Here is a 26,062-nt window from a genome sequence, read left to right as displayed (position 1 = left end):
CAATCTCCTGATTAATCGAACATGCGGTATTCGCCATCAATATACGATGGATACTGCCCGCTAGGCGGTTTGGGGAAAGGGCTGCAACGGGCAAGACCCTTGGATACGGCATCATCGAACTGCGCGATGCCGGACGATCGTTTGATTTGAACGCGGTTAGGCGTGCCATCGGCATTCAGGTCCACGCGGTACTGCAGTGCAGGGTTGCCACGTACTTCAGAGCGGGCAGGGGTGCTGTAGACCACGCCAGGCTGCACGCAAGCGCGCACCTTGGCGGCATAGCCACCATCACCACCACCGCCACCGGCCTGGTTGCGGTCTGCTGTACCACCGGCACGTCCGGGGGCACCTTCACGCATGGCTCGGCGGAATGCTTCTTCCTTGGCCTTGCGCTCGGCATCGGCACGGGCTTTGGCGGCGGCCTCGGCACGGGCTTTACGTTCCGCGTCTGCTTTGGCTTTAGCTTCGGCATCCGCCTTGGCTTTGGCTTCTGCATCGGCTTTAGCCTTGCGTTCGGCATCGGCCTTGGCTTTCGCGTCGGCTTCTGCTTTAGCCTTGCGCTCTGCTTCTGCCTTGGCTTTTGCTTCAGCTTCAGCTTTTTCCTTGCGTTCCTGTTCCTGCTTTTCCTTTTGTTCGCGTTCGCGACGTTCAGCGGCTAGCTTGTCCTGACGCTGTTTTTCCTTGCGTTCCTGTTCCAGCTTTTCTTCACGCTCTTTTTTCTCGCGTTCCTTGCGAGCCTGCTCCAGGGCGATCTCGGGATCAACCTCAGGTTCAGCAGGAGGGGTGACCTTTTCAGGCTCTGGAGGCGGCTTGGGAGCCGGAGGAGGTTCAGGTTTGGGCTCGGGCTTGGGTTCTGGCTCTGGAGCCGGCTCAGGCTCAGGCTGCGGCTCGGGTTCGGCCTCGGGGGCTTCGGGATCAGCATTGATGGCCGCATCGGGTGCGACACCGTCCATCCACAATTCGACCTGCACCGCATTGGGTGTCTTGGGTGCAGAAAAAAGGGCTCCCGCCAAAATGGCGAGCAGCAACAGCCCGTGCAGACCCAGGGCGATGAGCAAGCCGCGCCGATCTTCCTTTTGCTCAGGCGAGCGCAGCGCCTGATTGCGGGTATTGCGTGTTCTGTGCTTCATTCAGTTCAGGTTTTTCGCGCCGGACGGCGAGCACGCTATCCGGCCAGAGGTTATTTGCGAGCGTCAGGATCGCTGTTGCGATCGACGATCAGACCCAGGCGGTTGATGCCATTGGAGCGCAGTTCATCCATCAAGCCCATGACGGTCTCGTAGGGAACCTTGCCATCGGCGGCAATGACAACCGGGCTGTCGGCCTGCATACGCGAGCGCACTTCATTGAGCAGTGTGGACTTTTCGATGTTCATGAACTCGGAGCCCGCATCGCGCAAGCGAATGGCCAGTTTGCCGTCCTTATCAACCTGGATTTCCACCGGCTTGGCAGGCACTTCGGAGGCTTGGCCTACTGAAGGCAATTCCACCAGTCCGGGGGTAATCATGGGAGCGGTGACCATGAAGATCACCAGCAGCACCAGCATCACGTCGATATAAGGGACGACGTTGATTTCATTTTTCATGCGCCGGCCGTGACGGCCGGTGCTTCCACGCATCGATGGCATCAGTTCACCTGCCGCTGCAAGATGTTCAGGAATTCGTCGATAAAGCTGTCAAAGCGGATCGAGATACGATCGAGCTCGTTGGTAAAGCGGTTGTAGGCAACCACGGCAGGGATAGCGGCAAACAGACCGATAGCTGTGGCGATCAGGGCTTCGGCAATACCGGGAGCCACCGAGGCCAGTGTGGCCTGCTGCATGCCGGACAAACCGATAAAGGCGTGCATGATCCCCCAGACAGTACCCAGCAGCCCGATGTAAGGGCTGACCGAACCGGCAGAGGCCAGGAAGTTCAGGTGTGTTTCCAGTGTGTCCATTTCGCGCTGGTAGCTGGCGCGCATGGCACGGCGTGGACCGTCCAGCAGGGCTGGGCCCGAGCTTTGGCTGCGACGGGCCTTGATGAATTCGGTCATGCCGGCTTCAAAAATACGGGCCAGTGCACCGTGTTCGGCACGACGCGAGGAAATGGATTGCTGAAGCACGGCCAGATCGCCACCTGCCCAGAAGTCGTCCTCAAAGCGGCGGGTCTGTTCCAGCGTGCGTTTAAGTGCAGCCCGTTTACTGAAAATATAGGCCCACGAGAGAATCGATATTCCCAACAGAATCAGCATGACAAGCTGAACGGGAATACTGGCATCGAGAAGTAGCGAAATCAGCGACAGGTCGCTAGTAGCTTGCATGGTCAGTCCTGAACCTTTTCCAAGAGGGTACGTAAATCAGAGTCCAGCTTGCTTGGACGAAGCGTGTTGGCGTCAACGCAAACAATTTGGATGGTGCTTTGGCATAACAGTTCCCCACCTCGCAGGGCACCTTGTTCGAAATGGATGGTAGCCGAACCCAGCTGGGTAATGCGGCTGCGCACCGAGATCAAATCATCGAGCCGGGCAGGTTTGAGATATTGTATTTCAACCTTCTTGACTACGAACAGGCGTTGATTCTGCTCGGCCACATCGGATTGGTTTACGCCCAGGTTCCTGAGCCATTCTGTGCGCGCACGCTCAAAGAATTTCAGGTAGTTGGCGTAATATACGATCCCCCCAGCGTCGGTGTCTTCGTAATATACGCGAATATCAAGCCGAGCCTGGGTGTCCCACTTGTCATTAAGCATGTCGTTCGTAAAAGAGTTTATGTTGACGGGCAGGGCATGGCGCACGGCCAGCCCTGCTTGGAGTCCTTACAGCGTGGCCAAACGCTCCAGGCTGACCTGGGCAATCTGGTCCACCGGCACGTTGGTGCTGCTGGCGTCACGGCGTGCCTGCATTTCAACCATGCCTTCTTTCAGGCCGCGCTCGCCAATGGTAATGCGCAGTGGCACACCAATCAGCTCCCAGTCGGCAAACATGATGCCGGGGCGGGCGTCGCGGTCGTCCAGAATGACATCCACACCTTGCTCTTTGAGCTGGGTGTACAGATCAGTAGCAGTCTGACGCACAGCATCGCTTTTGGTAAAGCCGATCGGGCAGATCACCACTTCGAAAGGAGCCAGCGCACGAGGCCAGATCATGCCGCGTTCGTCGTGGTTTTGTTCAATGGCAGCGGCGGCAATACGGCTGACGCCAATGCCATAACAACCCATTTGCATGACAGCCGGTTTACCATCAGTTTCCAAAAAGGTGGCGTTCAGCTTCTTGGAGTAGACATCGCCCAGGAAGAAAACGTGGCCCACTTCAATGCCGCGCTGGATGGCCAGCTTGCCGCCTTCGGGGGCAGGGTCGCCGTGAACCACGTTGCGCAGGTCTGCCTTGATGGGCTCGGGCAGGTCACGACCCCAGTTCACGCCCGTGTAGTGGAAGCCTTCTTCGTTGGCACCGCACACAAAGTCGCTCATGTTGGCTACGGTCAGGTCGGCAATCACTTGCACAGGCTGACGGGTGCCGATCGGACCTAGATAACCGGGCTTGCAGCCAAAGGTGGCCACAATTTCCTCTTCCGTGGCCAGACGGTGGCCTTTTTCAAAGCCGGCCAGCTTGGAAACCTTGATGTCGTTGACTTCATGATCGCCACGAACCAGCAGCAGGTGGACGGTGCTCTTGGTCTTGCCGTCTTCTTCGACGTCCGTTGCCAGCACAACCGACTTGACGGTTTGGCTCAGGTCACAGCCCAGGAATTGGGCCACCAGTTCACACTTGGGGGCATCAGGCGTGGCGGTCTTGACCAGGGCTTGGCCAGGAGCGGCACGCTCGGCCAGCAGGCAAGGGGCGGGAGCCAGCTCGATATTGGCAGCGTAGTCGGTGTCAGGGTTGTACACCAGCAAGTCTTCGCCGGTATCGGCAATCACCTGGAATTCATGGCTGCGCGAACCGCCAATGGAGCCGGTATCAGCGGCCACGGCACGGAAGTTCAAGCCCAGGCGCCCAAAGATGCGCATGTAGGCGTCGTACATATTGTCGTAGCTGGCTTGGGCGTCTTCGGCATTGCGGTCGAAGGAGTAAGCATCCTTCATGGTGAATTCGCGGCCACGCATCAAGCCAAAGCGGGGACGGCGCTCGTCACGGAATTTGGTTTGAATGTGGTAGAAGTTGATGGGCAACTGGCGCCAGCTGTGGATTTCGTTGCGGGCAATGTCCGTGATCACTTCTTCGGAGGTAGGCTGCAGCACGAAGTCGCGCTGGTGGCGATCCTTGATTCGCAGCAGTTCGTCACCATATTTTTCCCAACGGCCCGACTCTACCCAGAGTTCGGCAGGCTGGACGACTGGCATCAGCAGCTCAATGGCGCCGGAGCGGTCCATTTCCTGACGGATGATGTTTTCAATCTTGCGCAGCACGCGCAGGCCCATCGGCATATAGGTATAGATACCGCCGGCGGCTTTACGGATCATGCCGGCGCGCGTCATGAGCTGGTGGCTGGCAACTTCGGCCTCGGTAGGGGCTTCTTTCAGGGTATTAATGTGATACTGGCTAGCATGCATGGTAGGGAACTCGTCAGGTACGTATAATCAGATCTAATTGTATTGAATTCGTTAGAGGTGGCCTATGTTAGATCGTGAAGGCTACCGTCCTAATGTCGGAATTATCCTCGTTAATCGCAAGAACGAGGTTTTTTGGGGCAAGCGTATTCGGGAACATGCCTGGCAGTTCCCGCAAGGCGGTATTAAATACGGTGAAACACCCGTACAAGCGATGTACCGCGAACTGCATGAAGAAGTGGGCTTGCTGCCTGAGCATATCCGTATATTAGGCCGGACGCGAGATTGGCTTCGCTACAACGTGCCCAATCATTTTGTACGTCGGGAGGCGCGTGGCCATTACAAGGGCCAGAAACAAATCTGGTTCCTGTTGCGGCTGGTAGGGCGAGACAGTGATGTCTGCCTGCGTTCCTCGTCGACGCCGGAGTTTGATGCATGGCGCTGGAGTCAATATTGGGTGCCACTTGATTCAGTGATTGAGTTCAAGCGGGAAGTCTATCAGCAAGCGCTGAACGAGCTGTCGGATATTTTGTTCCGACGACGGCAGGAAAATCGTTATTTACGTCAGCGCCTGCAAAGCGCAGTTGATGCCGATACCTTAGATAGCAGGGATCATGCGCATATTATTGGTTGAAGATGAGCGGGAAATGGCCGCATGGCTGGAGCGGGCCTTGGCGCAAAGTGGTTTTTTGCCCGATCCCGCTCATGACGCCCGCTCGGCAGAAGTATTGTTGGCGGCCCATGAGTATGATGCGGTCGTGATGGATTTGCGCCTGCCCGACAAACACGGGCTGGTGCTTTTGCGCGAGATGCGCGAACGCGGCGATCACACTCCTGTGCTGATTCTGACCGCTCAAGGCGCCTTGCAGGATCGCGTTCGTGGTCTGAATCTGGGTGCCGATGATTTCCTGACCAAACCCTTTGCCCTGGAAGAGCTGGAAGCTCGTCTGGCGGCACTGGTACGGCGTAGCCGTGGCCGGGTGGCTCCAGTGGTCAGCTGTGGCTCTTTGGAATACAACCCTGAGAGCCGGGCATTCCTGCTGGACAATGCCATTGTGCATTTGACGCCGCGTGAACATGCGGCCTTGCTGGTTCTGATCAGCCGCTCTGGCATGCCTGTAGAAAAGTCTCAGCTATTTGCCCGAGTATTCGAGCACGATAGCGATGCCAGCCCTGATGCCATCGAGGTTGTCCTGCATCGCTTGCGCAAGAAACTGGCCAATAGCGATGTGCACATCGTGACGGTGCGTGGTCTGGGCTACATGCTGGAAGTGCTTGAGGCGGAATCCGGCGTTTCATGACGGCCCCTTCTCCACCCCCCGCCAATGCCTGGCAAGGCAGTTTGCGCTTTTGGCTGCTGGTACTGCTGATACCGGGGGTGGTGGCTTTACTGCTTTACGACAGCTGGGAAGACTACCTGGCCATGAACGCGGTCACGGAAAATGTCTACGACAGCGCCTTGCTGGAACCGGCCAAAGTGCTCGAGACCAGCGTGGAGTTCAATACTGACGGCAGTTTGCGTATTGATCCGCCTTTTTATGCGCAGGTCATGCTGGAATCCCGACCGGGTAATCGCAAGTATTTCCGTGTCGAAGAAATCACCCCTTTGGTCCGTAATCTGGGCGGTGTTGATGCCAATCAGTTAAAAGGGCGCACCTTGCTGGGGATGGAAGGGCTGCCGCGTCCTTCCAATCTGGCCGACCATGAAGGCGTGCCGGTTTTCTACGATTCATATTTCCGCAATGACACCGTGCGCATGGTGGCCTTGTGGCGCGATCTGCACTACAAAGGCCAGCACAGGCAGGTTCTGGTCATGGTGGGCGAAAGCCTGGATTTGCGGTTGCGCACCCAGCAAGAAGCCTGGCGCGAAGGTATTTTCCGCAATTTGCGTATGTTGCTGCTGGCTGTGGCGTTGGTGTGGTTTGCCGTAGCGTGGGCCTTGCGCCCCCTGCAGGCCTTGCGACAGGAAGTGCGTAACCGTAGCGTGGACGACTTGCAGCCTTTGGACGAGCGTGATGTTCCTCGTGAAGTAGTGCCTTTGGTGCGTTCGGTCAATCACCATATTGAGTTGTATCGTTCCGTGCTGGATCGGCAGGCCCAGTTTCTGGCCGACGCCTCGCATCAATTACGCACCCCTTTGGCGATCATTCATACCCAGGCCCAATACGCTCGCCGTGAACCGGATATCGAGCGTGTCCGTGAGTCCCTGGGGGCGATCATCAAGCAATTGGGGCAGGCGACTCGCCTGACCGAGCAGTTGTTGGCTCTGGCTCATGCCAGCCATACCACCACCATGAGCCAGGGGCAGGTTGACCTGGCCAGTCTGGGGCGTGAGGTGGTGCTGCAATATCTGCCTTTGGCCCGTGAGCATCGTCAGGATCTGGGTTGGATCGGGCCAGGAGAAGAGGGCGAGCAGGCACCTTTGTGGGTGTATGCCAGCGATGCCGAGATCCATGAGTCCGTTTCCAACCTGATTCACAACGCCATCAATCACGCTGGTAGTGGCAGTGCAATTACGGTTTCTGCCGGGCATGACGACAAGCTGGCCTGGATCAGCGTTACCGACAACGGCATGGGCTTGGCCGCCAGTTTGCGTGAAAGCGTATTTGTACGTTTTGACCGGGGCGGCCCGGCACGCAAGGGTGGACGGGGTTCTGGCTCCGGGCTGGGTCTGGCCATTGCGCTGGCTTACGCCGAGCGCAATGGCGGCACGATTGTGCTGACCGATGGGGAGCCCAACGATATGGGCGGCTACGGTTTGAAGGCGACGCTACGCTTGCCTTTGCTGCAGCCCGAAGCGCCTAAACCAGAAAACACGTGAATTAAGCCGCGTCGTTTGGACGGGCCAGCAGATTGAACAGGGTAGAAATATCCCAATCGCGATGGCCCTGCTGGGCAATCTTCGCAAACTGCTCCTGAATCAAGCGAGTTGCGGGAAGCTGGGCCCCATTACGCTGTGCCTCCCGCTGCACCAAATCCAGGTCCTTCAACATCCAGTTCACGGTAAAGCCGGGCTGAAAGTCTCTGGCCAGCATTGTGGGGCCTTTAGTTTCCATTTGCCAGCTGCGCGCCGCACCCTTGGTCAATACAGACAGGGCCTGCTCCATATCCAGTCCGGCCCGTTCACCAAAAGCCATGGCTTCGGCCAGACCTTGCAAGAGTCCGACAACGGCAATCTGGTTCACCATCTTGCACAGCTGCCCGGACCCCAAGGGCCCCATCAGGGTGCAGGCCTGGGCGTAGCTCATCATCAGCGGGCGGGCGCGTTCCATATCCTCAGCTTGCCCACCACACATAATGCTGAGCATGCCTTTCTGGGCACCCGCCTGTCCGCCAGAAATGGGGGCGTCGATAAATGCAACTTCTTGCTTGGCCGCCTGTGCTCCCAGTTCCTGGGCCACTTCGGCGGAGGCAGTGGTGTGGTCGATAAACAGGCTCCCTGCCCTCATGCCTGCCAGCACACCGTTCGGCCCCTGAAAAATCGAGCGCAAGTCATCATCATTGCCCACACAGGCCATGACAATGTCTGCTTGGGCAGCGGCCAGGGCTGGTGTAGCGGCCCATTCCTGTTTGAACTCTTTACTCCATTGTTCCGCCTTGGCCGGGTTGCGGTTGTACACCGTGACTTGATGCCCTGCCTGGGCCAGATGTCCTGCCATGGGATAGCCCATCACCCCCAGACCAATGAACGCCACTTTTTGCGGGCTGGCGGGTTCATAGTGTTTAGGCTGAATGGATGGGGTCATGGCGCGGGTCTCCTGGAAAATAATCTGTTCGATCGTACAGCTTAGCGCAGCTTTATCGGCTTGATCTTTGCCTGCCCGAATAAGCGGCAAAACGTTTTAGGCTTGACGGCGTCAGGCCCCTCATGTTCTAAACCAAACATAGATCTGTAATAAATGGAATTTGCCTGTCTGGATTATGATGGGCGCACATAATTTCCTGGCTAATTAACTGGAACTTGAATCCTATGACCACTTTTGATCGTCGTCGTTTCTTGAAGCTGGCAGGTGCCACCGGACTGGCGTCTATGAGTACCTCTTTGCCATGGGCGGCGTGGGCGGCAGACGCAGCCGTACTGGAAAAAGCAAAGGCTCAAGGCCAGGCTGTTTTCTACGCCAACATCACGGCGGTAGAGCCCATCATGAAGGCCTTGCAACAAGCGCAAGGCATTGAAGGCAAATACACCCGTATTTCCAGCTCCAAGTTCATCCCCACCATCCTGACCGAGTTCAATGCCGGCAAGTTGATGGCGGACGTGGTTCAGGCTCCCTTGCCCATGCTGCAACTGCTCAAAGAGCAGGGCGTGCTGATTCCCCATCAGTCCGAAGCCGTGCAGGGCTACCCCGAGTGGGCCATTCAAGACGATTCGATTATTCAATTTGGCATCGAATATGTGTCTTATATCTATAATACGGACCACCTCAAGGCCGAGGATGCGCCACAACGCTACGAAGATCTGGCCGATCCCAAGTGGAAAGACAAGATTGTGATGGCCAACCCTTCCAACCACCCCTCCACCATTGGCTGGCTGATTGGTTTGAAGGAAAAGGTCTTTAGCAGTGAAGAGCAGTGGCTGGACTTCCTGAAAGGCCTGGCTGCCAACAAGCCCATGTTCGTGGCCTCGTTTGGCCCAACTCCGGCTCCTATTGAAAGTGGCGAGAAGTTGATTGCCATTTCCATGCCCAAGTACATCGTGACCAAGTCGCCTGCGCCATTGGCCTGGGGCCCCATGTCGGATCAGCCCTTGCTGGGCTCCCCACGTGCCATCGCCCTGACCAAGAATGCACCGCATCCTGATGCTGCTCGCGTGTTCCTGGACTACTGGCTGGGTAATGAAGCCATGGGCATTCTGGCCAACAAGGTTGGCGAATACGTCCTGGCTCCAGGGGTACACCCTCCGGTTGCGGGGATCGATAAAGCCAAGGTCGAGCCTATTCGCGACCTGAGCGACGAAGAACTGGTCCGTTGGGGCCGCGAATTCAGCCGTATCTTCGCCGTCCGTTAATCGGGACGACAAGAACGACAGGTTCGTCTAGAACGGGGCGCCTTGGCGCCTCGCCTTATTTTTATTGAAAACATTTACTCATTATGCAAATTGAAATTACCGGCCTAAGCAAGACCTATGTCTCAGAGGGCAAAACCTTCAAGGCTTTGGACAATATCAACCTGACGATTCCCGCTAATGAGTTTTTCACACTGTTAGGGCCCAGCGGCTGCGGCAAAACCACGCTGCTGCGGTGCATTGTTGGTCTGGAAATCCCAGACGAGGGTGAAATCCGCATTGGGGACGAGATCGTCTGGTCCAGCGCCAAGAATATTGCTGTGCCGGTGGAAAAGCGCGGTTTGGGCATGGTGTTTCAGACATACGCCATCTGGCCGCACATGACGGTGTTCGACAATATCGCTTACCCCTTGCAAGTGCGCGGCGAGCGCAAAGAGGTGATTCGTGAAAAAGTCGCGAACATCCTGAAGTTTGTGCAGCTGGAAGGGGTGGATCAGCGTTCCGCAACGCGTCTGTCCGGTGGTCAGCAGCAGCGTGTGGCATTGGCCCGAGCCCTGGTGGCCGAGCCTAAAGTCATTTTGTTTGATGAGCCGCTCAGTAACCTGGATGCCAAGCTGCGTGAAGAAACCCGTAAAGAACTGCGCGAATTTCTGAGCCGTCTGGACATTACCGCTGTGTACGTGACGCATGATCGCGTCGAGGCATTGGCCTTGTCCAACTCCATCGCTGTGATGCGTGGTGGCAAGATTCTGGAAATTGGTACGCCAGAAAAAATTTACTTTGATGCCGATCACCGCTTTGTGGCCGACTTTATTGGTCGTGCCAACCAGATCAGCGCCAAAGTGCTGGAGCAGCGTGCAGACTCCACCATTGTGGAATGCGAACTGGGCCAACTGCATTGCAAGAAGCGTGACCTGCCCGTGGGCACCGAAGTTACCTTGTGCATTCGCCCAGAATTTATTCGTGTCAGCAGCCAGGCCAATGAAGTGGGGCAGAACCTGTTCCACGGTCAGGTCCAGGCCCTGGAGTTCGTCGGTGAGTCCTACGAGGCCGAGGTCAAAGTGGGTAAAGAGCAGCTTCTGGTGTGTATTGATCCAGACGTGAAGGTGAAAGAGGGCGATACCGTACGCTTTAACCTGCACCCTGAACACTGCATGCTGTTGTCGGCATAAGGGCGGGGCATCATGAATCACACACGCAGACCACTTAGCTGGTCGCTTATTCTGATCGTCGGCTTTCTGACGCTGTGCCCGGTCCTGATGTTGCTGCTGGGCAGCTTCTCGCAGGGCCTGACGGCTTTTGGTTCCTTTACCACGGCTAAATACGTAGCCGCCTACACCGATCCCTTCTTGCTGGAAGTCACCTTCAATACGGTGGTTTTCGTGCTGGGCTCTTCCCTGTTCTCTACTGCGCTGGCTGTTTTCCTGGCCTACCTGAATACGCGTACGAACATGCCCATGAAAGGGGTGTTCACGGTGCTGTCCATCGTTCCCATGATGATTCCGCACTTGCTGTTCTCGGTTAGCTGGGCCTTGCTGCTAAACCCGTCCAACGGCCTGATCAATATGTTCTTGCAGGATACATTGGGCCTGCAGGAAGCACCGCTGAACATCTATTCCCTGTGGGGCATGATTCTGGTTGAAGGCTTGTTGAACATGCCTGTGGCCTACCTGATCATTGCGCCTGCCATGGCCTCTTTTGACGTTTCCATGGAGGAGTCCTCCCGTGTATTCGGGGGCGGTCTGTGGCGTACCTTGACGCGGGTTACCCTGCCGATTCTGCGTCCAGCCATCATGGCGGCTTTCATTCTGGCGATTGTGCGGGCCTTGGCTTCCTACGCCGTGCCACGAGTTCTGGGTACCCCAGGTCGTGTGGATGTGCTGGCCACTTATCTGTTCGAGATGATCTCTACCGGCTTCGCTCCGGATTACGGAAAAGCGGCGGCGCTGGGCATGAGTGTGCTGTCGGCCTCCATTGCCCTGATCGTTCTGTATCGCTACATGACGAAAGAAAGCAGCAAGTATGTGACGATCTCCAGCCGTGGTTTCAAACCCACTCAGCTGGAATTGCGTCGCGCGAAAATCCCCTTGTTCATCATTGTGGGCATTATCAGCTTGCTGATGGTGGTGCTGCCTGTGGCCGTGTTGCTGTATACCTCCATGATTCCGTACTCCATGGTGCCTAGTGCTCGCGCCTTCTCCTTGATGAGTTGGGCGAACTGGATTGATGTCATTCAAGATCCGATCTCCAAAGTGGCCATGAAGAACAGTTTGTTCCTGGCTGTGGTCGGAGCCAGTCTGGGTGTATTGCTATCGCTGTTTGTGGCCTATGTGGTGGTCAAGTTACGAACGCGGGCGGCGGCGCTGCTGGATACCTTGAGCTTCCTTTCCTTTTCCTTCCCGGGGATTGTGATCGGTATCGGCTTTATGTGGTTCTTTGTGCAAACGCCTTTGTATGCCACGCTGACCGCCTTGCTGCTGGCCTATATCGCCGCTTATCTGCCTTACGGTATCCGACCCTTGTCGGCCGCTTTTGTGCAGGTCCATGCCCACCTGGAGGAGTCCTCGGCCGTTGCCGGGGCCAGTTCCTGGACCACCATGCGCCGCATCATTATTCCTTTGCTGATTCCTGGTGTGGTGTCGGCCTGGATCTTGATGGCAACCATGTTCATTCGTGAGCTGACGGTGTCGGTGGTGCTGTCCCGTCCCGGTACGGAAGTGCTGGCGGTACAGGTGCTGGGTTATGCCGAAGATGGTTTGTGGGGCAAGCTGTCGGCGCTGGGGATCATCATGATTCTGATCTCTACCGTGCTCGTGCTGCTGGCCATGTATATCGGTAACTTTTACAAGCGCCGCCAAGGCACGATGTAAGTTGGACTGATCTCAAGGGCCTGAATTCCGCAAGGGATTCAGGCCCTTGTTGTTTTTGCTGAGAGCAGACCGTATCTTGTTGCCTGGCTGGCTATTCGCTTGTTCATGCGCACAAGGGGCTGGCTGTTTTTTGTTTATCCATTAGTAGAAAGCTATGACGCATAAATGCAAAGTGCTGGTCGTCGGTGGTGGCGTGATGGGGGCGTCGGTCGCCTGGCATCTGACTCAAGCGGGTGCCGCAGTCACTTTGATCGATCAGGGTGCGGGTAGTGTGCCCAGCGCAACCGCAGCCTCTTTTGGATGGGTAGGAGCCAGCGCCAGTACACCTTCTGATGACACTGACGCCTTTGCCTTGCGTCTACACGCTCTGGAAGAGTACACGCGTCTGAAGCAGACCTTGGGGGCATTGCCTGTGACCGTGCGTGGAGCCTTGTTCTGGGGGGAAACGACGGACGAGACAGCCGCCTTGATTGCCGAGCATCTGGCAGCCGGTTCCAGGGTTGAAAGCCTGTCAGCCGCGCAAGTGCGTCAGAAAGAACCGTCGTTGGCAGCCGTACCGGATTTGGCAATGTGGGCGCCCGATGATTTCGCCTTGGAGCCAGTAGATCTGGCACGTTGTTTTATTCAAGCGGCACAAGCGAATGGCGCCACGGTTCTGTCCGGTACGGTACAGCGTGTGTTGTCGGCAGGAGGGCGAGTGAACGGTATAGAAGTGCAAGGGCAAGTCATCGTGGCCGACAAGGTGGTGCTGGCCAATGCTTATGGTGCCTTGGTTTTGGCAGCCAGTGCAGGGGTAGCGTTGCCTATAGAGCAACAGCCCGCCGTGTTACTGCGCCTGGATGCTGATAGAAATCGGGTCCGGCATTTACTCTGTGCTCAGGATCTGGAGGTGCGACCGGGCAAAGAAAGAGGGTTGATGTCGGCGTTGGATTATCCCTTGGAAGGCGAGGCAGGTTTGCAGCGTCTGGCCGAGCAAACCTGTCAGTCCATTGCTCAGTTGCTGCAACTGCCTTCTGTCCCGCGCATCTTGTCGATAGAGGTCGGGCAGCGCCCCATGACTAGTAACAAGCAGCCATTGTGTGGGCCTATTGGGACTGTAGATGGTTTGTTCGCCGTCGTGGCTCACCCCGGTGTCATTCTGGCTCCCTTGTTGGGAAGCTTGTGTACGCAGGCAGTTCTGGCTGCCTGAGGTTTGTTTCCTGACGTAGGGCTGTGCGCTCTTTCAAAGATTTGGCTGTCTTGAAAGCAGGCAGCGAAACCAGCTAATAAAGAAAAAGGCCCGATTTCGTGGAGAGACGAAATCAGGCCTTCTTGTTGACTGCGCCGGTTTGAATGCTCCCTTTCAGCGGGAGCGTTCAAACCAGAGAACGGACGGTGTCTTAGTCCTCTTCGACGAAGGTTTCTTCGCGTTTCTTTTTCACCGAAGGAAGGGCTACAACCACAACCAGGAAGGCAGCCAGGACCAGCAGCGACAGGGACAGAGGACGTGTCACAAAGGTGGTGTAATCACCGCGGGACAGTAGCAGGGCACGACGGAAGTTTTCTTCCATCATTGGTCCCAGGACCAGACCCAGCAACAGCGGAGCTCCTTCACAACGCAGCTTGGACCAGACGTAGCCCACCAAACCGAAGGCGGCGGTGACCAGAATGTCAAACACGTTGTAGTTCAGCGAGTACACACCCACCGTGCAGAACACCAGAATGGCGGGGAACAGCAGGCGGTAGGGCACTTTAAGCAGTTTCACCCACAGTCCTACCAATGGCAGGTTCAGGATGACCAGCATCAGGTTACCAATCCACATGGAGGCGATCAGCCCCCAGAACAGTTCGGGGTGGCTGGTCATCACTTGTGGACCAGGCTGAATGTTGTGGATGGTCATGGCGCCAATCATCAGCGCGGTCACAGCGTTACCGGGGATACCCAGGGTCAGCAGCGGGATGAAGGAGGTTTGAGCGGCAGCGTTGTTGGCAGACTCGGGACCGGCCAGACCAGCAGGGTGACCTTTACCAAAGCGTTCCGGGTTCTTGGAGATTTTCTTCTCCAATGTGTAAGACGCAAAGGAGGACAGCACCGCGCCACCACCGGGCAAGATACCCAGGCAAGAACCCATGGCGGTACCACGCACGACAGCAGGCCAGGACTCCTTGAACTCTTGCTTGTTGGGGTACAGCGACCCGACCTTGCCAGTGATCTCCACGCGTTGATCGCCCAGCTCCAGGTTGTTCATGATTTCGGAGAAACCAAACACACCCATTGCCACCACGGCGAAGTCGATACCGTCTTGCAGTTCTGGAATACCGAAGTCGTAACGGGCAACACCGGAGTTCACGTCGGTACCGACCATACCCAGCAGCAGACCCAGCAAGATCATGCAGATAGCTTTGGGCAGGGAGCCCGAAGCCAGCACCACAGCACCGACCAGGCCCAAGACCATTAATGAGAAATACTCCGCAGGTCCAAACTTGAAGGCGACTTCAGCCAAGGGCGGTGCAAAAGCGGCCAGCAGCACGGTGGCAACACATCCGGCAAAGAAAGAACCCAGAGCAGCAATCGCCAGGGCAGCACCGGCCCGGCCATTACGGGCCATCTGGTGTCCGTCCAGCACCGTTACCACCGCCGAGGTTTCTCCCGGCAGGGCGACCAGAATGGCCGTTGTGGACCCACCATATTGGGCGCCATAGTAAATACCGGCCAGCATGATCAGACCAGCAACGGGAGGCAGCACATACGTAATGGGCAGCAGCATGGCAATGGTTGGCACAGGGCCAATGCCTGGCAACACGCCAATCAAGGTGCCCAGTATGCAACCGAGCAAAGCGTAGGCCAGGTTCTCGGGCGTGATCGCCACCGAGAAACCCAGCATCAGGTTGTCAAATAATTCCATATTCGTTCACCCCCTAATCAGGCCAGAAAACTTGGCCACAGGGGGAACACCAGCCCCAGGCCCTTGATGAATGCCAACCAGACGAACAGCACCAAAAAGACGGCTGCGCCCAGTGCAACAGGCCAGCTAAATTCATGGCTGGCAAAGCTGCTGATCAGTACAAGCAGGAAAATGGAGATGTAAACACCCAGCGAGTTCAGTGTCAGACCGCAAAGCACGACCGCGCCGATGATAACGAAGAGCACTTTCCAGTTAAACTTCTCTACCTCAGTGCTTTCTGCTTTGGCAGACATCGAGCCCAAAGTGACGACCGCCCCTAACAAGCTCAGGCATACACCAAGCCAGAAGGGGAAGTAGCCGGGCCCCATGCGGGCGGCTGTTCCCATCGAGTAGCTGGTGGCCCCGAGCGCGAAAGCGGCGCCCACGACCACGAACATGACCCCGGACCAGAAGTCCTGTTTATTTTTAATTTGCATAAGGTGGATTCTCCTTGTCTGCCTTGCGCATTGGTTTTCCTTTTTCCTGTGTCAGCTTCTTTATAGTGGAGCGGGCTCCATACTCTGCGTGTGCCGACTGCATTGAACAGAGGTGACGCATGGTAATGGAGCACTTGAAGACTGGAAACCCTGAGATGACCCTAGTTTTTAAGGGTTTTCCCGGTAATTCTGAAAATTTAGGGTTTTTTGGGAGCGTGTTCGTAGGTGGATGGCAGGCTTTGAAAGAAGTTTGAAAGGTAATGGAAAGATGGGTGAAAGGTTATCATTAGTATGAAATTCCTCTACCCAGTAACGCTAGCAATGGTTTACGATAAGGCCCATGTTGCAAGATCTCGACTTTCTCGCTGACCGTATCGGTCAACTGGTAGAGCAATCTCGTCAGCTCAACGCTGAACGCGCTCAATTATTAGCTCGTCTGAAAACTCAGGATGCCGAGCTGGACGCCTTGCGCCAGCAAAATCGTCGTCAACAAGATGAGTTCGAGTCCCTGTCCACCGGTGTTGCTTCGCATCAGCGTCAACTGGATATGGTGCAGCAACAAGCGCAGGCTGATCAGGCAGAACTGAAAAAGCTGCTTGAACAGGAACAGGCCCAGGTAGTTGCCTTGCGTCGCGAGTTGGACAGCGCACGCGCGGGTATGGGTGTGTTGCGTGATGTAGCAGGACAGGCTCGCGACCAGATCGGTTCGATCCTGATGCGTTTACCCGGTGCCGTACAGGAGTAAGTCATGGAACGAGTCGATATTTCCCTGTTGGGCCGCGATTACTCTCTGGCATGCCCTCCTTCCGAAAAAGCGCGCTTGCTGGAAGCTGTCAAACTGGTAGACCAGCGCATGCAGTCTATCAAGGGTTCGGGCCGTGTCTCTGGCAACGAACGTATCGCCGTCATGGCCGCCATTCAGATCGCCAGCGAGTTTTTATCCGCTAAAGCACCTGATGGTCCTCTAGCTAATGTTGCTTTTGGCGATTTCAAGCGTAAAATTGAAGACATGCACGCAATGATTGACGAGGTCATCGAACCTTCGGGTACCGCGCGCTAAACCAAATTTGAAAGCAGTCCCTTGTTGTCCCTCGCGGACTGCTTCATCCCAGTAAGTCCCTGCCGTGTTCGTGACACGACCATACATTCCTTGAACCAATGCTTTTGGCATACAGGTTGTTGGATTAGCCAGTAGGAGCGATCGTCCTCGTCGACGAACCCGAAGCTGGCTTGATGACAGCCGATCTTGGACCCTCGGTTCCAGGATGCCGGTCTTGACGGCAATGGTGGGGCACCTGCAAAAAAAGCCCGTCCAGATCTGGACGGGCTTTTTTCTTTTCTGCTGTTTTGTTTATTTCTGACTGCCAGGCGCAACGTCTCGTTTGCTGGCATACGCAAACAGAGCCAGGCCAGCGACAATCATGGGCAAGGACAACCACTGCCCCATCGACAAGCCTGCGCTGAGCAGACCCAGGTAGCCGTCGGGCTCGCGGGTGTATTCCACCATGAAGCGGAAGAAACCATAGCCGATCAGGAACAGGGCACTGGTTTGACCGACGGCGCGTGGACGACGCGTGAACCACCACAGCAAGATAAACAGGGCAATGCCCTCCAGGGCCATCTCATACAACTGCGAAGGATGGCGAGGGGTTGCGTCCACTTGCGGAAATACCATGGCCCAGGGCACATCACTGGGGCGACCCCATAGTTCGCCGTTAATGAAATTACCCAGGCGGCCCACGGCCAGCCCCAAGGGAATCAGGGGAGCCAGAAAATCGCTGACTTCCAGAAAACGCCGTTGACGGTTTCGAGCAAACAGCGCAATTGTCACCAGCACACCGATCAGACCACCATGAAAGGACATGCCACCTTGCCAGACATACAGAATCTCCAGCGGGTGCGACAAGTAGTAAGAGGGTTGATAGAACAGGGTGTAGCCCAGACGCCCACCTGCCACCACGCCCAGGACGCAGTAAAAGATCAGGTCTTCCAGGTCCTTGCGGGTCAGCAAGTCATAGCCCGCACGGATACGCGCTGTGCCAGCCAGCCAAACCAGGCCAAAGCCCACTAAATACATCAAGCCATACCAATGAATGGCAAGGGGTCCAAGTTGTATGGCGACGGGATCAAACTGCGGGTGAATTAACATGCGTGCCCATTACAGAGATGAATATCAGATAATAGCGTGACTGCGAGCCCAGACCAGGGCTGGGTAAATTGTAAGGGAAGGATCATGCTGCATTCAGTCTCTTGGGCCAGACGTTTACCATTAGTAGTTTTTTGTGGATTGATGATCTTTAATCCGGTGGCAAAGGCTGATACGGTAGCGCTGATGGATATCGTGCAGGCGCAGTGCTTGTCCTGTCATCAAATTGATCGTAAACGGGTCGGGCCCCCTTTTCGGGAGATCGCCCAACGCTATGCGTCAGGTCCGGCGCAGGAAACTCAGGCGTACTTGCAGCGACAAATTCAACAGGGTAGTCGGGGGAACTGGGGAGCTATTCCCATGCCCGCTCAAAACCGGATCAGCGCCGAGCAAGCACAAGCTATTGCAGCCTGGTTGCTGAGTCTAGCCAATTCGTCAACAAAGGAGAATTCATGAAGGAAACAGCCATATTAGGTGGCGGATGTTTTTGGTGCACTGAAGGGATTTTCAAAGCCTTGCGAGGTGTGCAGTCTGTGGTGCCCGGATATTGTGGCGGCCATGTAGAGCATCCCACCTATGAGCAGGTTTGCGGCAAGCAGACCGGCCATATTGAAGTGGTCAAAGTGGAATTCGACCCTTCCGTCATTTCCTATCGGGATTTGCTGGAGGTATTTTTCCTGACCCATGACCCTACCACGCCGGATCGTCAGGGCGCTGACCAGGGACCACAGTATGCGTCGGCAATTTTTTGTCAAAATGAAGAACAGCGCCGCCAGGCCTTTGAGGTCATCGAAGAAATCAAATCGCAGTTTGATGCACCGATCGTGACCCATGTGCTCGACAGTTCCACTTTCTGGGAGGCCGAGGACTATCACCACGATTATTTTGCATTGAACCCCGAGCAAGCGTACTGCCAGATGGTCATTGCGCCCAAGCTCAAGAAGTTCTACCAGCGTTTTCAGGATCTGCTGGTAAAAAGCTAAGCATCCTGAGGATGCGAGGCAGAAGCAAGGTAGCGTCTGTACAGGGCGCTACCTGGTAATGTCAGACGGGCCATCAGGCCAATAATCAACAAGGTCAGAACAAGTCGGCCGACCAGGGCCACCCAGATGTTGGCACCCAGAGCCAGAATAAGAATGGTGTCTTCAATCAGGGAGTGGCTCAGTGACAGCCAGGACAAGGCCAGCAAGCGTGTTCTGGGACTGTAGTTCTGCTGGCGGGACTCATCAATAATCAAGGCACCGCCGTAGCTCAAACCCAGCAATACGCCAATCGTGGTGGTGGGGGCGACTCGTTCTTCCAAGCCTGAAAAGCGGAGCAAGGGAAGCAGGAGTCGAGTCAGCAATCGGGTGAAGCCGATTTTCTCCAGGACTGACAGGATCAGGAGCAGGCCAAGAATAATCAGCCAGGTCATGAATAGCGAGCTGGCCGTTCCCCACAACCAGTCTACCCAGCCTTGCCAACCACCTTGTGTGGCATTGGATTGTCCATAAAGCCAGGCAAGGGACACGGGTTCCTGTAACAGCCCGGCGCTATTCAAACCCCAGGCCAGCAGGCCACCGTAAAGCAGGGCGCAGACAATCCGCAGCGTGGCGGTAAACCAGAAGCTGGCTCCGGCTCGGCGCACAATGGCCTGTTCCATGGGCATATTGTGTGCAAACAGCATCATGGTGCCCAAGACGCTGATTTGAGCCACGTTGAAACTCAAGCTGTCGCCCAAGGCCGCCATTGATCCTATGCCAGCGTAAATACCGGCCAGAGCAGTGGTTGCCCAGACAATACCGGCTTCGGCAGGCAGGCCAACCAGTGCCATGATCGGGCCTATCAGTTTGCCGACTTTCTCGATCAGGCCCAACTGCGCGGCAATACGCACCGCAATCATGATGGGGAGCATGATGCGCGCAACGGTATAAAACATGCGCAGGCTGCGGCTAAAGGTGGTGCGAAGGAAGGTCAGCATGACAACAGAGGGATGGGAAATCTGATTGATGCTAGCACGGCTCTATGCTTGCTTTGGCGTGCCCTGGCACTTGCGTGGGGCGGGCAATGCAGGCTGTCGGTTTGTCACTACAAGCGGATGCGCTTTCCTTCACCCAAAAGAAAACCCCTGAGGGTGAAACCCGATGCAGCCAAGTAAGGCTGCCTGGTTTTCTCCCATCAGGGGTGTTACAGGCCGGGTAGGCCCTGGCTTATCGACCCGAGCAGTGGCCACCGCTAGCAGCTTGTCCACTGCCCCAGGCAATGGGGGCGGGCTCGGGACGGTAGGGATAGTCTTGCAGGCTGTCCATGACAACTAGCAAGACAACGACCAGCCAGAAAGTACTGGTAATAAGGCGGAAAGTAGTTTTGCTCATGCTTGCACGACTCAAGGATTAACGCGGCGACGAATGCGCACGCCTATGATGGACCCGGCAAAGGCCAGTGCAAACCAGACCCAGCCATGGATGCTGGCCGAGGCAATGCCTCCCAGGAATGCGCCCACATTACATCCAAAGGCCATACGGGCACTGTAGCCCATCACCAGGCCCGCAATTGCACCTACCCACAAAGTGCGGGCATTGGGGGATTTGAAATTGGCAGGATGATTCCAGCGTGAGGCTGCCATGGCGCCCAAAATCAAACCAAAGTTGGTGACCGAAGTAACGTCAGCCAGGACGGGTTCAGCCAGACGTTGTGCATGTGGAGCCACGCCCCAGAACGCGTCGCCAACTGGGGACCAGCCCAGAGCCGAGAATACTTTTGCGCCCCACAAGCCAATACCATAGACGATGCCCCAGGGTTGGCCTGCGACGATCATGTGAATGGCATACAGCACGGCCAGCAGCAAAGCGCCCATCCACCAGCGCATTTCCCATTTGGCAGGTGGGCTGTTTTGCTCTTTCCGATGGCGACGTGCACCTCGGCCGACGAACCAGGATACGGCGGCGCAGCCTAGTACGGTAATCAACAAGGCAGTGGGCCAGCCCAAGGACACAGTCAGGTCGATAGCGGGTAGGCCGCCCAGGGCAATCCAGCCGGGCTGGTGCGATGCGCCTAGAAAGCTACCAATGGCAAAGGTAGGCAGAACTGCAAAGGAAATCGGTGCGCCTGCGCCTGCTTTATAGAGAGTGCCGGAACCGCAGCCATCGGCCAGTTGCATGGCAGCGCCAAACAGAAAGGCACCCAATACCAGGCTGATGGTCAATGGGGCAATCGCGCCAACCAGCTCACCGCCACTATCGGCGATCAAGGGTAGGGTGAAGGCAGCGGCCAATACCAGCAGGAGCATTTGTGCCCAGATACCTTGAGGGTCACGGCGCTCGATATAGTTACGCCATCCGGTCGTGAAACCGAAACGGGCTCCTTGCAGGACGGCACCAAAGCCAATCCCCAGCAGGGTGAGCAGGCCTTGGCGCAGTCCACCTACCAGAGCGACCCCAACAATCAGGGCCAGGCTGGCCAGGATAAAGCCCAGTCTAGTCAGATAAAGCATGATCGATTTCTTTAGTTAATGGCGCGTTTGGCATCGAGTTTCAGAACTTCGAAACGGGAGGGCTGGTTATCCATAGGCAAGTTGCTGCGGCTCCATTCCACGACGGACTCGGGGTAGAGCTTCACGTTAGGGTTGCCGGCCAGTTCGGACAGGACAAACCAGTTCGTGGCAGCCCAGTGGCCGGTATTGCAGAACGAAACGGTGGGTTTGTCGTCCAGGCCTTGTTCTTTGACGATCTTGACGAGTTCTCCGGTGTCTTTCAGGACAGGTTTGTCGCTACGGAAAAAGCTGTTGAAGTCCAGCTCGCGTGCGCCGGGCAGGGTGCCGTAGCGGGCGGCGGCGTCAACGCGCTTTTCGCCTTTGAAGAATTCGGTTGGGCGAGCGTCCAGCAGGACGGGAGCCTGACCGTTCTTGATGTAGTCAGCGACTTCTTGTGTGCTGACCACCATGTCTTTGTTGTAGTGGTAGCTGAATTCGGTGGGGGTGACAGTGGGGGTGTCTTTGCTCAGGGCTTTGCCTTCGGCTTCCCAGGCTTGCAGGCCGCCGTCCAGAATGGATAGCTGGGTCAGGCCGCCAGCTTTCAGTGTCCAGTACACGCGTGCTGCTGCGCCGAAGTCCGTGGGGTTGGCGCCCGCGTAGGTGACGACAACGTAGCTGTCCTTGGAAATGCCGGCTTTGCTGAACAGGGCAGACAGCTCGGCTTCGGAGCGCAGGGCACCGGCGTTCTCGGCTGGGCCGCGGTAGGCACCATATGGAGTGTGGACGGCACCTGGTACATGGCCTGCTGCATATTCTTTGTCTGTGCGGATATCCAGAATGCGCAGATTGTTTTGATCCAGCTTGGTGGCCAGGTCGCCAGCCGAGATCAATGCGGCTGGTTTGGCTGCCGTGTCGGGTGTGCTTGGCTCTGCGGAAGCAGTCGGTGCCAGGACCGCGCTGAATGCAAATGCCAAGGAGATGAGGATTGGTTTGATCATTATTACTCTCTTGAGTAAGCAGAGGCCTGCTTAGAGGATTAAGTGCATAAGGAATGGTAATGAACGTGGCTACAGAAAATAACAATGAATTGGGGATTAGCTTATTGCTTGGGGGCGTAAGGAGGGGAGGATCTCTATATATAGAGTAGATAGGAGGGGGAGCTGTGTTTGTGCCCAGCCTTGGGTGAGCTTGTGTCTCTGTAGTTGCTTTCTGCAGGCGTGTCTTTGTCCTCTATATTGAGAGAGCGTGCCGGTCTAGAGGACGTTCTATCGGTGAAGAAAGCTGGGTTTTTTCTACTAGAGAGGATGTGTTGAGATGATTGGTGTTCTCATGAGTGCAGACTTAGAGACTTAGAGACTTAGAGACTTAGAGACTTAGAGACTTAGAGACTTAGAGACTTAGAGACTTAGAGACTTAGAGACTTAGAGACTTAGAGACTTAGAGACTCGGAGAATCTAAGACCTAAGCAAAGAGACTGAGAACCAAAGGGCTATTGAAGGTCAGTGAGGATAGAGGGTGGGGGGATTGGATTACTTCTTGGGGAGGCTCACCACCCAACTATATATAGAGGGTTGAGTCGCAACAATGAATGGCCCTTCTATATAGAGAGGGCGCTCATTGTTTCAACCGCTCTACGTAGGTCGCCACTCGAGGCCCCGGGACCGGGTGTTGGGGCGGACTACTTGCCGGCGCAATGCGCCGGTCCCCTGGTCGCAGTCATGATCGGGGCGCAGTCTGAACTCGCCCAGTGATTGGTCCCCCGGACCAATCACAAACTTTGGGCTCAAACAGCAGACTGCTTGTATCCCCGATCATGACTGCGACTGCGGCAAGTACTCTGACTCGCCCCAACACCCGGTCCCGGGGCCCCGAGCGGCTAGCAGCCCTGCATAATGCTCGATCTTGGAGGCCATTCAACTCGCTATCTATATAGAGACACTGTTGATTGGAGGCATAGGGCCGATGCAGTGTTCGTGTGGTCGTTCTTTTGTCCGTTATCCATCCATCCATCCATCCATCCATCCAGCCAGCCAGCCAGCCAGCCAGCAAGCAAGCAAGCAAGCAAGCAAGCAAGCAAGCAAGCAAGCAAGCAAGCAAGCAAGCAAGCAAGCAAGCAAGCAAGCAAGCACAAGGGCTGATGACTGGTGTGGGTGATGAGTTTCGCTGTCTCTATATAGAGAAAGGGCTATTAGGCGGCAGGAGAATATCTAGCCAATTTTCACGAGAAAAACAGCGGTTTGGTCTGGAAGATGCGGTTGAGGATGGGCTGGCCGCTACCAGGGGAAAAGACTGAAGTTAAGCTAAAAAATATTTTTATAGTTATTCTTCATAGTTATCAATGAGCTAAGGGTTTTTTGGCGGTTTCTCTCCTGAAATACCTAGGAAAATCCCATAGAACGCTTGCAAAGCGGAAAATCCTCGTGCTATAGTTCTTTTCTCGCTGCAGCACACACAGGGTTTTCCCCGAAGCGCCGCAGAGAGCAGTTAGACAAGTTTCACCGCCTTGGCCAAGAGGCCCGCACCGAAGCTTGAATGACTGGTCAGGAAACTGACAGGGTGTAAAACCCGGAGCTTGACAAATCAGAAAATTCTGTGTTAAAGTTCTAGGTTCTGCTCCAGAGAACGCAACGTTAAGTTTTTAAGCGGTTTTGCAGGTTGAAACGGTTTTGAGAATTTACCCTTGTTTGTGAAGTTGGATAGTTAACCTCACGGTTGATTGTTCAGTAGGTAAGAAAGAACGAAAGTTCTGGTTTAAGCGGGATAAGTTAGACGGTTTTAAAACTTTCTAACTTCTTCAAAAAAACGCTTGACACACTACCTGATCTGCTTCATAATCTCGTTTCTCTGCTGCTAACACAGCAAGGCACGAAGCGCCAAGCGCGACGAGCCAGCCGGGTTAGTCAGTAGAACGACAGGCAACTGTCACTGCTCTTTAAAAATTAACAGCCGATAAGTGTGGGCGCTTGGAATGAGCGAGTCGAACCCTTCGGGGATCGCCACAAGTTTGTATCAAGTGCTCACAAACGAAAGATGAAGAATTACCTTGTGTAACTCTGAATTTTTCTTTGAGACACAATCGGTCTCGTCGCAAGACGGGACAACCACAGAGATTAAACTGAAGAGTTTGATCCTGGCTCAGATTGAACGCTAGCGGGATGCTTTACACATGCAAGTCGAACGGCAGCGCGAGAGAGCTTGCTCTCTTGGCGGCGAGTGGCGGACGGGTGAGTAATATATCGGAACGTGCCCAGTAGCGGGGGATAACTACTCGAAAGAGTGGCTAATACCGCATACGCCCTACGGGGGAAAGGGGGGGATCGCAAGACCTCTCACTATTGGAGCGGCCGATATCGGATTAGCTAGTTGGTGGGGTAAAGGCTCACCAAGGCAACGATCCGTAGCTGGTTTGAGAGGACGACCAGCCACACTGGGACTGAGACACGGCCCAGACTCCTACGGGAGGCAGCAGTGGGGAATTTTGGACAATGGGGGAAACCCTGATCCAGCCATCCCGCGTGTATGATGAAGGCCTTCGGGTTGTAAAGTACTTTTGGCAGAGAAGAAAAGGTATCCCCTAATACGGGATACTGCTGACGGTATCTGCAGAATAAGCACCGGCTAACTACGTGCCAGCAGCCGCGGTAATACGTAGGGTGCAAGCGTTAATCGGAATTACTGGGCGTAAAGCGTGTGTAGGCGGTTCGGAAAGAAAGATGTGAAATCCCAGGGCTCAACCTTGGAACTGCATTTTTAACTGCCGAGCTAGAGTATGTCAGAGGGGGGTAGAATTCCACGTGTAGCAGTGAAATGCGTAGATATGTGGAGGAATACCGATGGCGAAGGCAGCCCCCTGGGATAATACTGACGCTCAGACACGAAAGCGTGGGGAGCAAACAGGATTAGATACCCTGGTAGTCCACGCCCTAAACGATGTCAACTAGCTGTTGGGGCCGTTAGGCCTTAGTAGCGCAGCTAACGCGTGAAGTTGACCGCCTGGGGAGTACGGTCGCAAGATTAAAACTCAAAGGAATTGACGGGGACCCGCACAAGCGGTGGATGATGTGGATTAATTCGATGCAACGCGAAAAACCTTACCTACCCTTGACATGTCTGGAAAGCCGAAGAGATTTGGCCGTGCTCGCAAGAGAACCGGAACACAGGTGCTGCATGGCTGTCGTCAGCTCGTGTCGTGAGATGTTGGGTTAAGTCCCGCAACGAGCGCAACCCTTGTCATTAGTTGCTACGCAAGAGCACTCTAATGAGACTGCCGGTGACAAACCGGAGGAAGGTGGGGATGACGTCAAGTCCTCATGGCCCTTATGGGTAGGGCTTCACACGTCATACAATGGTCGGGACAGAGGGTCGCCAACCCGCGAGGGGGAGCCAATCTCAGAAACCCGATCGTAGTCCGGATCGCAGTCTGCAACTCGACTGCGTGAAGTCGGAATCGCTAGTAATCGCGGATCAGAATGTCGCGGTGAATACGTTCCCGGGTCTTGTACACACCGCCCGTCACACCATGGGAGTGGGTTTCACCAGAAGTAGGTAGCCTAACCGCAAGGAGGGCGCTTACCACGGTGGGATTCATGACTGGGGTGAAGTCGTAACAAGGTAGCCGTATCGGAAGGTGCGGCTGGATCACCTCCTTTTAGAGCGAATGGCTCGCAAAGCGAAAGCGTCCACACTTATTGGCTGTTAGT

General features: G+C 55.5%; 25 protein-coding genes, 1 rRNA gene and 1 other RNA gene. 14 read left to right on the top strand and 13 right to left on the bottom strand.

Annotated features, from left to right (window positions below):
• Positions 1-11 precede the first annotated feature (11 nt).
• The 5 genes from tolA to NBV64_RS14690 form a co-directional block, all read right to left on the bottom strand.
• On the bottom strand, positions 12-1,130 hold the full coding sequence (gene tolA, locus NBV64_RS14710; protein WP_022983210.1) for a cell envelope integrity protein TolA: 1,119 nt from the start codon (positions 1,128-1,130) through the stop codon (positions 12-14).
• Between the two features lie 50 nt (positions 1,131-1,180).
• Positions 1,181-1,627, bottom strand: coding sequence for a protein TolR (tolR, locus tag NBV64_RS14705; protein ID WP_009454886.1), 447 nt, complete (start codon positions 1,625-1,627; stop codon positions 1,181-1,183).
• Positions 1,627-2,301: a protein TolQ gene (gene tolQ, locus NBV64_RS14700; RefSeq protein WP_009454887.1), complete on the bottom strand. Its 675-nt coding sequence runs from the start codon at positions 2,299-2,301 to the stop codon at positions 1,627-1,629. The genes tolR and tolQ overlap by 1 nt, the downstream gene beginning before the upstream one ends.
• A 2-nt stretch (positions 2,302-2,303) precedes the next feature.
• A complete protein-coding gene (ybgC, locus tag NBV64_RS14695; protein ID WP_003805592.1) occupies positions 2,304-2,729 on the bottom strand; it encodes a tol-pal system-associated acyl-CoA thioesterase in 426 nt (141 codons plus the stop codon).
• A gap of 66 nt (positions 2,730-2,795) precedes the next feature.
• The gene (locus NBV64_RS14690) at positions 2,796-4,532 is read right to left on the bottom strand and encodes a proline--tRNA ligase (protein ID WP_060186622.1); all 1,737 of its coding nucleotides are present in this window, start codon (positions 4,530-4,532) and stop codon (positions 2,796-2,798) included.
• Between the two features lie 64 nt (positions 4,533-4,596).
• On the opposite strand from NBV64_RS14690, the gene NBV64_RS14685 reads away from it, so the two are divergent.
• The 3 genes from NBV64_RS14685 to NBV64_RS14675 are packed head-to-tail and all read left to right on the top strand — an operon-like array spanning position 4,597 to position 7,350.
• The gene (locus NBV64_RS14685) at positions 4,597-5,163 is read left to right on the top strand and encodes an RNA pyrophosphohydrolase (RefSeq protein WP_009454891.1); all 567 of its coding nucleotides are present in this window, start codon (positions 4,597-4,599) and stop codon (positions 5,161-5,163) included.
• Positions 5,144-5,830: a response regulator gene (locus NBV64_RS14680; RefSeq protein ID WP_022983208.1), complete on the top strand. Its 687-nt coding sequence runs from the start codon at positions 5,144-5,146 to the stop codon at positions 5,828-5,830. Before NBV64_RS14685 ends, NBV64_RS14680 begins: the two co-directional genes overlap by 20 nt.
• Positions 5,827-7,350 (top strand): sensor histidine kinase, encoded by a 1,524-nt coding sequence (locus NBV64_RS14675; RefSeq protein WP_009454892.1) that lies wholly within the window; start codon positions 5,827-5,829, stop codon positions 7,348-7,350. The genes NBV64_RS14680 and NBV64_RS14675 overlap by 4 nt, the downstream gene beginning before the upstream one ends.
• 1 nt (position 7,351) lies before the next feature.
• On the opposite strand, the gene NBV64_RS14670 is transcribed toward NBV64_RS14675, so the two are convergent.
• The gene (locus NBV64_RS14670; RefSeq protein WP_247966492.1) at positions 7,352-8,275 is read right to left on the bottom strand and encodes an NAD(P)-dependent oxidoreductase; all 924 of its coding nucleotides are present in this window, start codon (positions 8,273-8,275) and stop codon (positions 7,352-7,354) included.
• Between the two features lie 224 nt (positions 8,276-8,499).
• Here NBV64_RS14670 and NBV64_RS14665 point away from each other — a divergent pair, with 224 nt between their 5' ends.
• The 4 genes from NBV64_RS14665 to NBV64_RS14650 all read left to right on the top strand — a co-directional run bounded on the left by NBV64_RS14665 (position 8,500) and on the right by NBV64_RS14650 (position 13,593).
• A complete protein-coding gene (locus NBV64_RS14665) occupies positions 8,500-9,537 on the top strand; it encodes an ABC transporter substrate-binding protein (protein WP_009454900.1) in 1,038 nt (345 codons plus the stop codon).
• An 83-nt stretch (positions 9,538-9,620) separates the two neighbouring features.
• A complete protein-coding gene (locus tag NBV64_RS14660; protein WP_250756024.1) occupies positions 9,621-10,706 on the top strand; it encodes an ABC transporter ATP-binding protein in 1,086 nt (361 codons plus the stop codon).
• A gap of 12 nt (positions 10,707-10,718) precedes the next feature.
• Complete coding sequence (locus NBV64_RS14655) at positions 10,719-12,404, top strand: ABC transporter permease (protein WP_022983205.1); 1,686 nt, start codon at positions 10,719-10,721, stop codon at positions 12,402-12,404.
• Between the two features lie 154 nt (positions 12,405-12,558).
• Positions 12,559-13,593 (top strand): NAD(P)/FAD-dependent oxidoreductase, encoded by a 1,035-nt coding sequence (locus NBV64_RS14650; protein WP_250756023.1) that lies wholly within the window; start codon positions 12,559-12,561, stop codon positions 13,591-13,593.
• Positions 13,594-13,783: 190 nt separating this feature from the next.
• Here the strand turns inward: NBV64_RS14650 and NBV64_RS14645 are convergent, their stop codons facing one another.
• Together NBV64_RS14645 and NBV64_RS14640 are read right to left on the bottom strand one after the other, a co-directional pair.
• Complete coding sequence (locus NBV64_RS14645) at positions 13,784-15,289, bottom strand: tripartite tricarboxylate transporter permease (protein WP_022983204.1); 1,506 nt, start codon at positions 15,287-15,289, stop codon at positions 13,784-13,786.
• Between the two features lie 17 nt (positions 15,290-15,306).
• Positions 15,307-15,765 (bottom strand): tripartite tricarboxylate transporter TctB family protein, encoded by a 459-nt coding sequence (locus tag NBV64_RS14640; protein WP_009454910.1) that lies wholly within the window; start codon positions 15,763-15,765, stop codon positions 15,307-15,309.
• A 340-nt stretch (positions 15,766-16,105) separates the two neighbouring features.
• Between NBV64_RS14640 and NBV64_RS14635 the strand changes: the two genes are divergently transcribed.
• From NBV64_RS14635 to ssrS, 3 genes are all read left to right on the top strand, one after another.
• Positions 16,106-16,510, top strand: a complete 405-nt coding sequence (locus NBV64_RS14635) for a hypothetical protein (protein WP_009454912.1) — start codon at positions 16,106-16,108, stop codon at positions 16,508-16,510.
• Between the two features lie 3 nt (positions 16,511-16,513).
• Positions 16,514-16,825, top strand: a complete 312-nt coding sequence (locus NBV64_RS14630) for a cell division protein ZapA (protein WP_009454914.1) — start codon at positions 16,514-16,516, stop codon at positions 16,823-16,825.
• A gap of 53 nt (positions 16,826-16,878) precedes the next feature.
• Positions 16,879-17,062: non-coding RNA, 6S RNA (gene ssrS, locus NBV64_RS14625), on the top strand.
• Positions 17,063-17,116: 54 nt separating this feature from the next.
• Here ssrS and lgt read toward each other — a convergent pair.
• Positions 17,117-17,914: a prolipoprotein diacylglyceryl transferase gene (gene lgt / locus NBV64_RS14620; RefSeq protein WP_026485505.1), complete on the bottom strand. Its 798-nt coding sequence runs from the start codon at positions 17,912-17,914 to the stop codon at positions 17,117-17,119.
• An 84-nt stretch (positions 17,915-17,998) separates the two neighbouring features.
• Between lgt and NBV64_RS14615 the strand changes: the two genes are divergently transcribed.
• Positions 17,999-18,367, top strand: coding sequence for a c-type cytochrome (locus NBV64_RS14615; RefSeq protein ID WP_035275678.1), 369 nt, complete (start codon positions 17,999-18,001; stop codon positions 18,365-18,367).
• Positions 18,364-18,894: a peptide-methionine (S)-S-oxide reductase MsrA gene (gene msrA, locus NBV64_RS14610; protein ID WP_009454920.1), complete on the top strand. Its 531-nt coding sequence runs from the start codon at positions 18,364-18,366 to the stop codon at positions 18,892-18,894. The genes NBV64_RS14615 and msrA overlap by 4 nt, the downstream gene beginning before the upstream one ends.
• Here the strand turns inward: msrA and NBV64_RS14605 are convergent.
• The 4 genes from NBV64_RS14605 to NBV64_RS14590 all read right to left on the bottom strand — a co-directional run bounded on the left by NBV64_RS14605 (position 18,891) and on the right by NBV64_RS14590 (position 22,360).
• Positions 18,891-19,871: a nucleoside recognition domain-containing protein gene (locus NBV64_RS14605; RefSeq protein ID WP_250756022.1), complete on the bottom strand. Its 981-nt coding sequence runs from the start codon at positions 19,869-19,871 to the stop codon at positions 18,891-18,893. The genes msrA and NBV64_RS14605 overlap by 4 nt on opposite strands.
• Before the next feature lie 229 nt (positions 19,872-20,100).
• Positions 20,101-20,265 carry a hypothetical protein gene (locus tag NBV64_RS14600; protein ID WP_009454924.1) on the bottom strand — a complete coding sequence of 55 codons (165 nt, stop codon included), beginning with the start codon at positions 20,263-20,265 and terminating at the stop codon, positions 20,101-20,103.
• 11 nt (positions 20,266-20,276) lie between these two features.
• Positions 20,277-21,383, bottom strand: coding sequence for a YeeE/YedE family protein (locus tag NBV64_RS14595; RefSeq protein ID WP_009454926.1), 1,107 nt, complete (start codon positions 21,381-21,383; stop codon positions 20,277-20,279).
• Between the two features lie 11 nt (positions 21,384-21,394).
• Positions 21,395-22,360 carry a sulfurtransferase gene (locus NBV64_RS14590; protein WP_009454928.1) on the bottom strand — a complete coding sequence of 322 codons (966 nt, stop codon included), beginning with the start codon at positions 22,358-22,360 and terminating at the stop codon, positions 21,395-21,397.
• A 977-nt stretch (positions 22,361-23,337) separates the two neighbouring features.
• On the opposite strand from NBV64_RS14590, the gene NBV64_RS14585 reads away from it, so the two are divergent.
• Entirely contained in the window at positions 23,338-23,655 is a 318-nt protein-coding gene (locus NBV64_RS14585; RefSeq protein ID WP_250756021.1) for a hypothetical protein, read from the top strand.
• An 819-nt stretch (positions 23,656-24,474) separates the two neighbouring features.
• A 16S ribosomal RNA gene (locus NBV64_RS14580) occupies positions 24,475-26,011 on the top strand.
• Positions 26,012-26,062 lie beyond the last annotated feature (51 nt).

Source organism: Alcaligenes sp. DN25 (genome assembly GCF_023674485.1).
Lineage (GTDB): Bacteria > Pseudomonadota > Gammaproteobacteria > Burkholderiales > Burkholderiaceae_B > Alcaligenes > Alcaligenes phenolicus.
Note: the sequence above shows the minus strand (reverse complement) of the source record. Positions and strands in the feature narration are given on the sequence as shown.

Coding starts and splice junctions, on each gene's coding strand:
- tolA (WP_022983210.1), bottom strand. CDS start 1,130: ATGAAGCACAGAACACGCAATACCCGCAATCAGGCGCTGCGCTCGCCT.
- tolR (WP_009454886.1), bottom strand. CDS start 1,627: ATGCCATCGATGCGTGGAAGCACCGGCCGTCACGGCCGGCGCATGAAA.
- tolQ (WP_009454887.1), bottom strand. CDS start 2,301: ATGCAAGCTACTAGCGACCTGTCGCTGATTTCGCTACTTCTCGATGCC.
- ybgC (WP_003805592.1), bottom strand. CDS start 2,729: ATGCTTAATGACAAGTGGGACACCCAGGCTCGGCTTGATATTCGCGTA.
- NBV64_RS14690 (WP_060186622.1), bottom strand. CDS start 4,532: ATGCATGCTAGCCAGTATCACATTAATACCCTGAAAGAAGCCCCTACC.
- NBV64_RS14685 (WP_009454891.1), top strand. CDS start 4,597: ATGTTAGATCGTGAAGGCTACCGTCCTAATGTCGGAATTATCCTCGTT.
- NBV64_RS14680 (WP_022983208.1), top strand. CDS start 5,144: ATGCGCATATTATTGGTTGAAGATGAGCGGGAAATGGCCGCATGGCTG.
- NBV64_RS14675 (WP_009454892.1), top strand. CDS start 5,827: ATGACGGCCCCTTCTCCACCCCCCGCCAATGCCTGGCAAGGCAGTTTG.
- NBV64_RS14670 (WP_247966492.1), bottom strand. CDS start 8,275: ATGACCCCATCCATTCAGCCTAAACACTATGAACCCGCCAGCCCGCAA.
- NBV64_RS14665 (WP_009454900.1), top strand. CDS start 8,500: ATGACCACTTTTGATCGTCGTCGTTTCTTGAAGCTGGCAGGTGCCACC.
- NBV64_RS14660 (WP_250756024.1), top strand. CDS start 9,621: ATGCAAATTGAAATTACCGGCCTAAGCAAGACCTATGTCTCAGAGGGC.
- NBV64_RS14655 (WP_022983205.1), top strand. CDS start 10,719: ATGAATCACACACGCAGACCACTTAGCTGGTCGCTTATTCTGATCGTC.
- NBV64_RS14650 (WP_250756023.1), top strand. CDS start 12,559: ATGACGCATAAATGCAAAGTGCTGGTCGTCGGTGGTGGCGTGATGGGG.
- NBV64_RS14645 (WP_022983204.1), bottom strand. CDS start 15,289: ATGGAATTATTTGACAACCTGATGCTGGGTTTCTCGGTGGCGATCACG.
- NBV64_RS14640 (WP_009454910.1), bottom strand. CDS start 15,765: ATGCAAATTAAAAATAAACAGGACTTCTGGTCCGGGGTCATGTTCGTG.
- NBV64_RS14635 (WP_009454912.1), top strand. CDS start 16,106: ATGTTGCAAGATCTCGACTTTCTCGCTGACCGTATCGGTCAACTGGTA.
- NBV64_RS14630 (WP_009454914.1), top strand. CDS start 16,514: ATGGAACGAGTCGATATTTCCCTGTTGGGCCGCGATTACTCTCTGGCA.
- lgt (WP_026485505.1), bottom strand. CDS start 17,914: ATGTTAATTCACCCGCAGTTTGATCCCGTCGCCATACAACTTGGACCC.
- NBV64_RS14615 (WP_035275678.1), top strand. CDS start 17,999: ATGCTGCATTCAGTCTCTTGGGCCAGACGTTTACCATTAGTAGTTTTT.
- msrA (WP_009454920.1), top strand. CDS start 18,364: ATGAAGGAAACAGCCATATTAGGTGGCGGATGTTTTTGGTGCACTGAA.
- NBV64_RS14605 (WP_250756022.1), bottom strand. CDS start 19,871: ATGCTGACCTTCCTTCGCACCACCTTTAGCCGCAGCCTGCGCATGTTT.
- NBV64_RS14600 (WP_009454924.1), bottom strand. CDS start 20,265: ATGAGCAAAACTACTTTCCGCCTTATTACCAGTACTTTCTGGCTGGTC.
- NBV64_RS14595 (WP_009454926.1), bottom strand. CDS start 21,383: ATGCTTTATCTGACTAGACTGGGCTTTATCCTGGCCAGCCTGGCCCTG.
- NBV64_RS14590 (WP_009454928.1), bottom strand. CDS start 22,360: ATGATCAAACCAATCCTCATCTCCTTGGCATTTGCATTCAGCGCGGTC.